Genomic DNA, 10,990 nt, shown 5'->3' on the forward strand with positions numbered 1-10,990 from the left:
ATTCTCCGGAACTGGCACCCGGCCCGACCAATGGAGGTCACCATGGCAATGTTCGTCACCAAGCGCCTTTTCATGGCGCTTGCCACCGTGCTGGTGGTGGCGGTACTGGCATTCCTGCTGGTCCACGCGATGCCCGGCAGCCCAGGTGCGGTAGCTCTCGGGGCGGGAGCCTCGCAAGAGGCCATCGACCAGTTGAACCAAACGCTCGGCTGGAATGATCCGCTGGTAAGCCAGTTCTTCCGTTGGTTGGGTGATGCCGTCCAAGGCAATCTCGGAAACTCCCTCATCGACGGCCGGTCCGTTAGCGCCGATCTTGCCAACAGACTTCCCGTCACGGCTTCCCTCGCCGCGGGCGCCACTGTTCTCAGCGCAGTCTTCGGCATCATCCTCGGGGTCACCGCAGCTGTTCGTGGTGGTTTCCTGGATCAAATGATCGGCGGGTTTGTTGGATTACTCGTGGCACTGCCGGCCTTCTGGATCGGCGTGATCTTCGTTTATCTCTTCGCCGTCCAGTCCTCCGTGTTCCCGGCGACCGGCTACGTCCCGTTCGAAGTCTCCCCGCAGGATTGGGCAATGTCCCTCGCCCTGCCGGTCATCACCTTGGCCGTTGGAGGCGGTGCGTTCATTGCCCGGCAGACCAGGGCTTCGATGCTTGAGGCGTTGCAGCAGGAACACATCCGGACCCTCCGGGCCACAGCCACTCCCACGTGGAAAATTCTCTATATCCATGCCCTCCGGTATGCGAGCCTGCCCATCGTTGCAGGCATCGCCCTGCAGTTCATCGGCCTGTTCGGCGGATCCGTGATCGCGGAACAATTGTTTGCCATGCCGGGGCTTGGCCAGGCTGTTCAAACGTCCGTCAGCACCCACGACGCCCCGGCCGTTCAGGGTGTGGTGGTCATCGCCACGGTTGTTGTCGTGGCTGTGAACCTGGTGCTCGAACTCGCCACCAAATTCCTTGACCCGAAGTTGCGTGCCTCATGATTCCCACACTTCCAGCAACAACGCCGGCATCCCTGCGCAGGACGGCCTTGACGAAGCTCTCAGGGCATCGACTGCTCACCTCACCAGGGGGCGTCGCCGGGACGCTCTGGTTGGCCGCGATGGTTGTCGCTTCGCTCACGGCGCCATGGTGGTTGCCCTTTAAGACCGAAGACCAGGACTTCACCGCCGTGCTCTCCGGACCCACTGCCACGCACTGGCTGGGCACGGATGAACTGGGCCGTGACATCCTCAGCCGCATCTTCGCCTCAGCGGCCGAAACGCTGGGGACGTCCTTCATCACGGTGATTGTCGGCGTCGGACTCGGAACCCTGTTGGCGCTGGCAGCTGCCAACAGCCAGCGGTCCGAAGGTGTCATCAGCCGGGTCACCGAAATCATGATGTCGTTGCCTGGAACTGTCATTATCCTCGCCGTCATTGGCGCCGTCGGTACCAACATCCCCCTGATCATGGCCATCCTCGGCGTACTGATCTCGGCAGGCATCTACCGGGTCATGCTCGGCCAAGCAAAGTCCCTGCAAAACCAGCTGTACGTTGATGCTGCCAAGGTGGATGGGCTGAGCCCGCTCGCCATCAGTGCCCGCCATGTACTGCCCGGTCTGGCCACCACCATAGTGGTGCAATCTGCGCTGATTTTCGCGGTGGGCCTCCTGATCCAGGCCGGCTTGGCCTTCATCGGCTTCGGCCCACCCCTCCCGCAGCCCAGCTGGGGCGGCATGATCCAGAGCGCATCCCAGCACGTTTACGACGCCCCTTGGCTCATGGTTCCCACTGGCGTCGTCCTGGCACTGACAGTGCTGTCCGCCAACGCCATCGGCAACGCACTGGGAAAGGCCCCCAACGCCACGGCCTCGCACCTGCCCTCGGCAGCGGTCCGCCGCAAGCGCTCTGTCCAAGCTGCTGCAGCAGCGGCAGCCGCTCCTCCCGTTCAGGATGCGCCTGAGGCCGGCAAGCTCAGCGTCCGCGGCCTCTCCGTAGGGGTCGACGGCGGAACTCCGCTGGTCACGGATGTCTCCTTCGACGTCGAACCCGGCACCGTCCTGGGACTGGTTGGCGAGTCCGGCTGCGGTAAGACGATGACCGCCCTCTCGCTCATGGGGCTGCTGCCGTCCGGCGTGGCTGTGACTGCGGGCCAGATTCTCTGGAACGGCATGAACCTTGCCGCCGCCACGGACAAGGACATGGAAGGTATCCGGGGGCGCGACATCGCCCTCATCTCCCAGGAGCCCATGCGGGCACTCGATCCCATGTTCACCGTTGGTTACCAGTTGACCTCAGCCATTCGCAGATTGCGCTCGGTGGGAAAGAACCAAGCCAATGCGGAGGCATTGAGCCTGCTGGAAAAGGTGGGCATCGTAGACGCCAAGCGCATCCTCAAGACCTACCCGCACCAGATATCGGGCGGCATGGCCCAGCGCGTCGCCATTGCCCTGGCGTTGTCCGGTAATCCACGCCTGCTAGTGGCTGATGAACCCACCACCGCCCTCGACGTCACTGTCCAGGCTGAGATTTTGTCGCTCCTGCGGACGCTTGTGAGGGACACCGGCATGTCCGTGGTCATGGTGACGCACGACCTCGGGGTGGTGGCCGACATCTGCGACCAGGTTGCAGTCATGTACGCCGGTCAAGTAGTGGAGAACGGCCGCACAGCCAGCATCCTGGACAGCCCACGGCATCCTTACACCCTGGCGCTCCTTGCCGCTGATCCCCACGCGAACACGGCGCACGACATGCCCGAGCGACTGGCCACCATCAAGGGCCAGGTCCCGCAGCCCAAGGATTGGCCCACAGGTTGCCGGTTCGCGGCACGCTGCCAGTTCGCAGGATCCGCCTGCCAAGTACCCGTACCCCTCCTTCCCTCGGGAACCGAATCGGGCCTGGTGCGTTGCGTCAAGGCCGACGAACTGGCCATGGAAGGACTGGCGTGGGTGCCCACCGACATCCCATCAGAACACTCGGTTCCGGCTGACATACCCGCCCGGCACAGACTGGACATCGTTGAAAAGGACATGGCATGAGCATCGAAACCCCGCTGTTGAGCCCATCGCCCGGGACCGTCCGGCCGGAGCCGATGCTGGAGGTCAAGGACCTCGTGGTCCGCTACGGCAGGGGACGGAGAGCCGCTGCCGCGCCGCCCGCCGTCGACGGTGTCAGCTTGACCATACATCCCGGTGAAACGGTGGGTCTGGTGGGGGAGTCCGGCTCGGGCAAATCGACCATTGGCAAAGCGGTCCTGGGCCTCCAGAAGGTATCCGGCGGTTCCGTGGAATTCAAGGGTGAAGACATCACTCATGCCGGTTCGGGCAAACGCCGGGCCATCGGCAGTGAGCTCAGGGCCGTGTTCCAGGACCCTAACTCTTCGCTGAATCCCCGGAAGACCGTTGGTGCGTCATTGGCAGAGCCCTTGCGCGTCCGGGGCGTCGCCAGCGGCGAGGCCCGCACCAAGGCAGAGGACATGCTGGAACGGGTCGGTTTGCCTCGCGAAGCCGTGGACCGCTACCCGAGCCAGTTCTCGGGTGGCCAACGGCAACGTATTTCGGTGGCACGCGCCCTCATTTGCGAACCACAGCTGGTGGTTTGCGACGAGGCGGTCAGCGCATTGGACCTGTCAACGCAGGCGCAAGTATTGAACCTTCTGGCTGATCTGCGCGATGAGCGCGGTCTGAGCTACTTGTTCATCGCCCATGACATCTCCGTGGTCCAGTTCTTGGCCCAGCGGGTGGTGGTCTTGTATCGCGGGCAGGTGATGGAATCCGGTCCAACCGCAGCAGTCACTGAATCACCCAAGCATCCGTTTACCCAGGCCCTTGTTGCGGCATCACCGGTGCCGCGCCCAGCCGAGCAAGCTGAGCGCCGTGCTGTTCGTGAGTCCCTGGGAGTTAAAACGGCCGCGGCTGTGGCAGCGACCCCGGGTGGATGTCCTTTCCGGCAACGCTGCCCGCTGGCTACCGAACTCTGCGCCTCCGAACGACCTGCCCTCCGGCGCGTGGGCGAAGCTGACGTCGCCTGCCATTACGCCTGACTTTCTACCCAAGACTCATGGAGCAACCAGTGACCCTTGAAACACCAGCAGAGACTGCCGAGATCAGCATCGATCCACACCGCGTACCCACCCCGCCGCCCTTTCCAGCCTTCCAGGCGCCCGGGAAGCCTGAAGAGGTGTCGGAGGAGTCGCTGCTGCACCGGGAACTAAGCTACGCCATCACCGTCGGCTTCCGCCGTCTTTCCATGGACGTGTGGTTGCCCCGGAAGGCTGCCGAGGCCGCTGTCCCGATGGTGGTGTGGATCCACGGGGGAGCGTTCCAGCTGGGTGACCGTCGGGAGCTGCCGCCGACGTTCCCGCCGAACTCGGTGTTCCGCCGCCTCAACGAAGCCGGAATTGCCTGCGCGACGGTGGACTACCGGCACTCCCTGGAAGCGCCGTTTCCAGCCCAGCTCCACGACATCAAGGCAGCCGTCCGGTATTTGCGGCACCACGCGGCCGTCTTCGATATCGATGCCGACAGGATCGGTGCTTGGGGCGAATCGGCCGGAGGCCACCTCGCTGCACTCCTCGGGCTCACCGGCTCCCGGGACGACCTCGAAGGCGGCCTGGGCGTGCAGGGCCAGTCCAGCGCTATTGGCGCCGTCGTGGACTTCTACGGCGTCTCTTCGCTCAACGATGTTCCGCGACAGCAAGGAGCGGAGTCTTTCCTGAGCGGTCCGCTGCTGGCGGCGGTCCCGGGAGGAGCTTCCCTTGATCCCGGAACGATGCTGGTGGGAGGCTCGCCGGATCCGGGCCTGCTGCACGCCGCGAGCCCCCTTGGATATGTCACAGCCGGAGCCCCTCCGTTCCTGCTGATTCACGGCAACAGGGACGGTCTGGTGCCGCATTCCCAAAGCGAACTTCTCGCCGACGCGCTGGTGCGCGAAGGGGTACAGAACCAGCTCATCACCATCGACGGCGCCGACCACTGTTTCTTCTTCGCGGAAGATCAAATTGACTGGATTCTGGAGACATCCGTTGACTTCTTCCGACGTGAATTCGGGCAGCAATGAGCCTCGATGCCGAACTCGGTGCGCTGATGGAGCCGGTGGCAGGCGCCTCGTCCTTCGCCGAGCTTCTGGCAGATCCTTCGGGCGTGAACCGGCTTGAGGCATTCAGCGGTGCAGGTCTCCCGTATGTGCCTCCCGACGTCCCTATGGTGGTCACCCATGCGCCAGGTCCCAACGGCCCTGTTCCGTTGCGTGTGTACGGCCCGCTGCGCGTTTACGGGCCGCTTCGGGGGAACGCGTTCGACGGCGGTGTTCCCGGCCTGGTCTGGCTGCACGGTGGCGGTTTCGGCGGCGGTGACGTCCAGATGCGCGAAGCCGACCAGCTGGCGCGCGAGCTCGTGGCCAGGACAGGTGGCGTGGTGGTGTCCGTTGACTACCGGCTTGCCAGGGACGGCGTGCACTTTCCCGTGCCGCACGAGGATGTCCTCGCTGCGTGGTTTTGGACTGTTGAGCAGGCCCCGGCCCTTGGCATCGAACCCGACAACCTGTGCCTTGGCGGGGCCAGCGCAGGAGCCAATCTGGCCGGCGGAGCCGCAATGTACCTGAAAGACATAGGCAAGCAGCTGCCGGCGAAGATGCTGCTGGCCTACCCGTTCCTGCACTCGACGGTGCCGCCGCTTAAGGAAGCATCCGCCGTAATGGCTTCACTGCCGCCCATCCTGCGCTTCTCAGCCGAAGACTGCACGGCCATGATGGAAAACTACATTGGCGGGCCCGCCGGCATGGCATCATCGTATGCCGTGCCCGGGAATTCAGATCCCTCAGGTTTGCCGCCGGCCGCGATACTTGCGTGCGAATACGACGACCTCCGTCCCTCGGCTGAACTGTATGCCGCAAGCCTTCGAGGCGCGGGAATCGATGTAGCGTTCCGGCTCGAGGAGGGAGCCACCCACGGGTACCTCAACCACTCCGCGGCGTTGGGCATCGTCCAGCGAGGGCTGGCTTTCCTGGCAACAGAGCTTGCGACCGCTGGCGGTTCCAATGATTGAAATTGACGGTTCTGGTCCGGGCCCGAGTTCGACATCCTTGAAGAGAAGGCACGGAACATCGAGGATCCGGCCAACGAAGCAGAGGGAGTCAACGATGACGGACGGTCGCCACTTAAAGGGCGTCGAGTTTGCCCGCACCGGCGATGACGGCTCGCGCCCGCTCTTGCTCGACCTCTACCTGCCGGAGTCCCCGCCGAGGGACACCGGCCACGAAAACCTCCGTCCCGCCGTCGTCCATTTCCACGGTGGCGGCTGGCGCGTAGGCGAGCGATCCTCTCTGGGCCCCGGATGCGACGCCTTCGGTCTGGCGCCTTTCGACGCCCTCACCGATGCCGGGTTCGTGGTGGCATCAGCCGATTACCGTTTGAGCGCCGAAGCGCTGTTCCCGGCCCAGCTCCAGGATGCGCTCGCCGCAGTGAAGTGGCTCAGGGACCACGCAGACCAGTACGGTGTGGATCCGGACCGTATTTACGCCTGGGGTGACTCTGCAGGGGGGCACCTTGCCGGCTTGGTTGGGCTCAGGGGAGAGGGCGTCAACGGCGTTGCGGCAGTCGCCGCGTGGTACCCGCCAACAGACCTGACCCGCATGGGGGAACAAGCCCTGCCTGACGCAATCGCCCGCGCCAGCGATCCCGGATCCCGCGAAGAGCTGCTGGTGGGTGCGGTCCTTGCGGCGAACCCTGACAAGGCAGCAGCAGCCAGCCCTATCAGCTACGTCGATTCCGAAGCTCCGCCCTTCCTGTTGATCCACGGCACCGCCGACCGTTTCGTCCCTGCCGCCCAATCGGAGTCATTGGCCTCCGCGCTGCAGAAGGCAGGCGCCGACGTCGAACTTCTCCTCATCGACGACGCCGACCACATGTGGTCGCTCAAGGACGGAAGTCCGGCAGCTGCGCAGAAGGCGCTGGCCGCCACGGTCGCGTTCTTCCGCCAACAAGCGGCCAGCCTCTAATTTTCCAACCCAGCCCGGCAGCACCCCATGGGGTCTCCTTGCCGTGCCCTCCTACCAATAACCGCCTCCGGGCGAAGCTGAAAGGCCCACCATGCAGTACATAGGCATCAACCACGACGGCGGCACCTGGGTAGCAGCCCTCAGCGGCAGTTCCGTCTTTCCACTGGCGGCCGCCACGGACTTTTGGGCCGACGCCGCCCGCTGGCACGAGAAAGCATCGGCGATCGTCACGGACGCCAGCGCGGGCTTCGAGCGAACTGACGTCACCGAAGTGCCACTGGTCCCTGCCTCGGCACGAGTGATTTGCGTGGGTCTCAACTACAAGGCCCACGCCGCAGAAGGCAGTTACAAGGACCAGGAGCTCCCGCCGTATCCCACGCTGTTTGGCCGGTGGACGGCGTCCCTTTCCGTGGGCCACGTTCCCGTCCCGGTTCCGGGCGGCGAGGCGGGCCTGGACTGGGAAGGCGAGGTAGCCGCGTACATCGGCAAACGCGTGGAGTCCGCTGACGAGGCTACAGCCGCCGAAGCTGTGTTTGGATACTCCACTTTCAACGACATCACTGCACGACGTGCCCAGAAACTCACGTCCCAGTGGACACTCGGCAAGAACGGCGACTTCACTGGCCCCTTGGGTCCGTTGGTCAGCCGCGACGAGGTCGGTGACCTTCGCGAGGGCCTGCAGCTCCGCACCCGGGTCAACGGCGCCGAGGTCCAGAACGGCAACACCCGCGACATGATCTTTTCCGTCCCGGCCATCATTTCGCTGATCAGTGAAACTCTCACCCTCCACCCCGGCGATGTGATCGCATCAGGAACACCCGAGGGAGTCGGATACGCACGAACACCGCAGTGGCTGCTCCAGGCAGGAGACACAGTCGAGGTCGAGATTGAGAAACTTGGCACCCTGGTGACCCCCATCGGTGAGCCATCACTCCGGGCGAGGGCCTGATGAACGCCATCAACCAGGCGCGCTTGGTTGACCTTCCGCACGAGGTCCCCGTCCTGATCTCCGGTGGAGGTCCCAGCGGACTCTTCCTGGCCCTGGATCTGGCTCACCGCGGTATTCAAAGCGTGGTCATTGAGCCCCGCACAAGCATCGACCAAGACCGTCCGCGCGCCAAGACAACGAATGCCCGGACCATGACGCACCTGCGCCGGCTCGGCCTGGCGTCACAGCTGCGGGAAGCGGCGCCGCTGCCCGTGGACTTCGCCCAGGACGTCATCTTCTGTTCGTCCCTGACCGGACGCGAAATACGTCGTTTCCCGAATGCCTTCCAACTTGAGACAGGCCGGTACGGGCCGCAGCCGGAGTGCGGGCAGCAGGTACCCCAACCGGTGCTGGAGACGGTGCTCCGTAAAGCCGTGGCCGCATCACCACACGCCAGTCTCTTGACAGGATTGCGCGTGGAGGAGTTTGCCGCCCACGCGCACGGTGGTCAGTACGTGACCGTGGCTGACGAGGCAGGCAACAGCCGGCCAGTCAGGTGCCGATTCCTGGCCGGCGCGGACGGCGGTTCGTCAACCGTCCGCCGAGGCCTGGAGATCCGATTGGAGGGCGGATCCGCGGCGCTCTCCAACATCAGCATCCTCTTCCGCTCCAGCGACTTGGCCGGGACCATCAGCCTGGATCCTGCTGTTCAGTATTGGGTCCTCGGCCCCGGAACAGCCGGCATGGTAGGCCGCATGAACCTGGACCAGACCTGGTGGGCGATTATCCAAGGCGTCGACGTCTCCCCGGAAGGGCAGGAACTGGACCCGGTGGCGATGGTGCGCTCCCTGGTGGGTGCCGACGTCGAGGTTGACGTCATCGCCACCGACCCGTGGACTGCCCGCATGCTTCTGGCGCCCTCCTACGGTCACGACGGCGTGTTCCTGGTGGGCGATGCCGCACACCAGAACCCACCGTGGGGTGGCCATGGATTCAACACGTGCATCGGAGACGCCGCCAACCTGGCATGGAAAATTGCAGCCGCTTTGGAGGGGTGGGCGGGTCCGGCGTTGCTGGACAGCTACGGCCTGGAACGGCGACCCGTGGCCGAACGCACCATCAACGACGCCGCGGCCAATGGAAAGGCGCTGGCTTACCATTTCGCGGACCCTGCCTTGGAGCTTGAAGGCGAAGACGGCGCAGCTGCCCGGGCCCGCGCGCACGAAGCACTCAGTGTCAAGCAAAGCGAGTTCGATTCCCTGGGCCTGGTGCTTGGTTACAACTACACCGCCTCTTCACTGGTCGTCCCGGATGGGTCACCCGTGCCAGCGGAAGATCCCATCCGGTACGTTCCCACCGCCAGCCCCGGAGCCATGCTTCCCCACGCATGGTTGCCGGACTCCACCTCCATCTACGACCACCTGGGGGCTGGGTTCTCCTTGCTGGTGGACGCCGGATCCCACCAGGGTGGCGACGTCGAAAACACGTACGCGCCGATCCTGATCGCAGCTGCCGAACTCGGCGTACCCGTGACGGTGCTGGCAGTAGGACCTGACAACCGGGGGACTGCGATGTCCGACTTCTGGGCTGCCGACGCTGTGCTGGTCCGCCCCGATCAACACATCGCGTGGCGGGGTTCGTCCGCTGCCTCAGCAGCACGTGCCCTCCGCATCGCCGCGGGGTGGGCACCCACCGAAAGCCAGAAAACCGAGGAGGCAACCCATGTCGACGCCGTCATTTCGTGACTACCTGTACACCCCGGACCACCCCCGCGTAGCGAAACTCCGCGGCCTGGACGCGCGGGCCTATGCCGAAGCCGCCAAAGCCGATTCCTTTGCCGGCCCCATGATCGAGGGATGGAAGAAGCTGTATCCAGCACCCTTCGTCGGCGTGACCAACGATGGCGTGGTCCGTGAAGGGCTGTTCACACTGACTGAAGCGTTGCCCGGGGAAGAGGCTCCGACGTCGGGGATGGTTGCCGCGGCCGGGAAGCTGCTGGCCCTGCTGCCGTCCGCGCAGCTGGACCGCCTCTGCTACGCCGTTGACGCCCACGAGTGGCAGAGCTGGGCCAACCCGGAATTCTTGCAACACGATACCGGGCTTCGCCTGGATGAATGCGACGGCCCAGTCCGCGATGCCGCCCTGGCCGTGGTGGAGGCCAGCCTCAGCCCGGAAGGGTATGCGCTGACCCGCAACCTCATGCGCATCAACGGCTTCCTTGGAGACTTGGTGGACCTGCCGCTGCTCATGAACGAGTACAGCTACAACTTTGCCCTGTACGGAACTCCCTCGGAAACGGAGCCGTGGGGCTGGCAGCTGTTCGGCCACCATGTCGCTCTCAACTGCCTGGTAGTGGGCAGCCAAATGGTCATCTCTCCAGTGTTCCTCGGCGCCGAACCAGACACCATTGACGATGGACCGTTCCAAGGCCTCAGGGTCTTCAAAGAACGCATCCAGTGGGCCCGGGAGCTGATGTCCGCCCTCACGGCTGAGCTTCGCGACGAAGCGACCGTGTACCAAGAGATGCAAGACCCCGCCATGCCGCAGGGGCGTTTGCACTCCGGAGACGAACGGCACTTGGCAGGCTGCTTCCAGGACAACCGGGTCATTCCCTATGAAGGCATTCCAGTCCCATCCATGCCCCCTGCCGCCCTGGCCCTCCTGGACAGACTCGTGGAGGACTCCATTGCCTACCTGCCTGCTGGACCGCGCGCTGCCCGCCTCCGGGAAATCCAAGAACACTACCAGGACACCTGGTTCTCATGGATCGGCGGCTGGCGAGGCGAGGAAGCCTTCTACTTCCGGATCCAAAGCCCTGTAGCCATCCTGGAACTCGACCACCACACCGGTGTGTTCCTCAACAACGACACCCCGGCGCCTTTCCACATGCACACGGTAGTGCGTACACCCAACGGTAACGACTACGGACGGGCGCTGCTTGGACAAGCGGCCGGCCATATGGCCGGGAAAGATAGATGACGACGCTTCACGGCGGAGCACTTTGTGGCCTGCGGCACGACGAGCATGTGTTGCAGGTAAACCCAACCAACTACAAAGGGTCCGGACTCCCTGGGAGTCCAGACC

9 protein-coding genes are annotated in these 10,990 nt (G+C 64.4%); all 9 read left to right on the forward strand.

Annotation, left to right across the window (positions count from 1 at the left end):
* Nucleotides 1-30 precede the first annotated feature (30 nt).
* Entirely contained in the window at nt 31-984 is a 954-nt protein-coding gene (locus MOD31_RS12765; protein ID WP_308196368.1) for an ABC transporter permease, read from the forward strand.
* Nucleotides 981-3,020 (forward strand): dipeptide/oligopeptide/nickel ABC transporter permease/ATP-binding protein, encoded by a 2,040-nt coding sequence (locus tag MOD31_RS12770; RefSeq protein ID WP_250820825.1) that lies wholly within the window; start codon nt 981-983, stop codon nt 3,018-3,020. Before MOD31_RS12765 ends, MOD31_RS12770 begins: the two co-directional genes overlap by 4 nt.
* A complete protein-coding gene (locus MOD31_RS12775) occupies nt 3,017-4,024 on the forward strand; it encodes an ABC transporter ATP-binding protein (RefSeq protein WP_250820826.1) in 1,008 nt (335 codons plus the stop codon). The genes MOD31_RS12770 and MOD31_RS12775 overlap by 4 nt, the downstream gene beginning before the upstream one ends.
* Before the next feature lie 29 nt (nt 4,025-4,053).
* Nucleotides 4,054-5,040, forward strand: a complete 987-nt coding sequence (locus MOD31_RS12780) for an alpha/beta hydrolase (protein ID WP_250820827.1) — start codon at nt 4,054-4,056, stop codon at nt 5,038-5,040.
* Complete coding sequence (locus tag MOD31_RS12785; protein ID WP_250820828.1) at nt 5,037-6,026, forward strand: alpha/beta hydrolase fold domain-containing protein; 990 nt, start codon at nt 5,037-5,039, stop codon at nt 6,024-6,026. The genes MOD31_RS12780 and MOD31_RS12785 overlap by 4 nt, the downstream gene beginning before the upstream one ends.
* A 94-nt stretch (nt 6,027-6,120) precedes the next feature.
* Nucleotides 6,121-6,978: an alpha/beta hydrolase gene (locus MOD31_RS12790; protein ID WP_250820829.1), complete on the forward strand. Its 858-nt coding sequence runs from the start codon at nt 6,121-6,123 to the stop codon at nt 6,976-6,978.
* Nucleotides 6,979-7,069: 91 nt separating this feature from the next.
* On the forward strand, nt 7,070-7,927 hold the full coding sequence (locus tag MOD31_RS12795) for a fumarylacetoacetate hydrolase family protein (protein WP_250820830.1): 858 nt from the start codon (nt 7,070-7,072) through the stop codon (nt 7,925-7,927).
* Nucleotides 7,927-9,651 (forward strand): FAD-dependent monooxygenase, encoded by a 1,725-nt coding sequence (locus MOD31_RS12800; protein WP_250820831.1) that lies wholly within the window; start codon nt 7,927-7,929, stop codon nt 9,649-9,651. Before MOD31_RS12795 ends, MOD31_RS12800 begins: the two co-directional genes overlap by 1 nt.
* Nucleotides 9,629-10,885, forward strand: coding sequence for a DUF3500 domain-containing protein (locus MOD31_RS12805; RefSeq protein WP_250820832.1), 1,257 nt, complete (start codon nt 9,629-9,631; stop codon nt 10,883-10,885). The genes MOD31_RS12800 and MOD31_RS12805 overlap by 23 nt, the downstream gene beginning before the upstream one ends.
* Nucleotides 10,886-10,990: the final 105 nt, after the last annotated feature.

This window comes from Paenarthrobacter sp. TYUT067, assembly GCF_023656375.1.
In the GTDB taxonomy this organism is placed as follows: Bacteria; Actinomycetota; Actinomycetes; order Actinomycetales; family Micrococcaceae; genus Arthrobacter.

Coding starts and splice junctions, on each gene's coding strand:
- MOD31_RS12765 (WP_308196368.1), top strand. CDS start 31: ATGGAGGTCACCATGGCAATGTTCGTCACCAAGCGCCTTTTCATGGCG.
- MOD31_RS12770 (WP_250820825.1), top strand. CDS start 981: ATGATTCCCACACTTCCAGCAACAACGCCGGCATCCCTGCGCAGGACG.
- MOD31_RS12775 (WP_250820826.1), top strand. CDS start 3,017: ATGAGCATCGAAACCCCGCTGTTGAGCCCATCGCCCGGGACCGTCCGG.
- MOD31_RS12785 (WP_250820828.1), top strand. CDS start 5,037: ATGAGCCTCGATGCCGAACTCGGTGCGCTGATGGAGCCGGTGGCAGGC.
- MOD31_RS12790 (WP_250820829.1), top strand. CDS start 6,121: ATGACGGACGGTCGCCACTTAAAGGGCGTCGAGTTTGCCCGCACCGGC.
- MOD31_RS12795 (WP_250820830.1), top strand. CDS start 7,070: ATGCAGTACATAGGCATCAACCACGACGGCGGCACCTGGGTAGCAGCC.
- MOD31_RS12800 (WP_250820831.1), top strand. CDS start 7,927: ATGAACGCCATCAACCAGGCGCGCTTGGTTGACCTTCCGCACGAGGTC.
- MOD31_RS12805 (WP_250820832.1), top strand. CDS start 9,629: ATGTCGACGCCGTCATTTCGTGACTACCTGTACACCCCGGACCACCCC.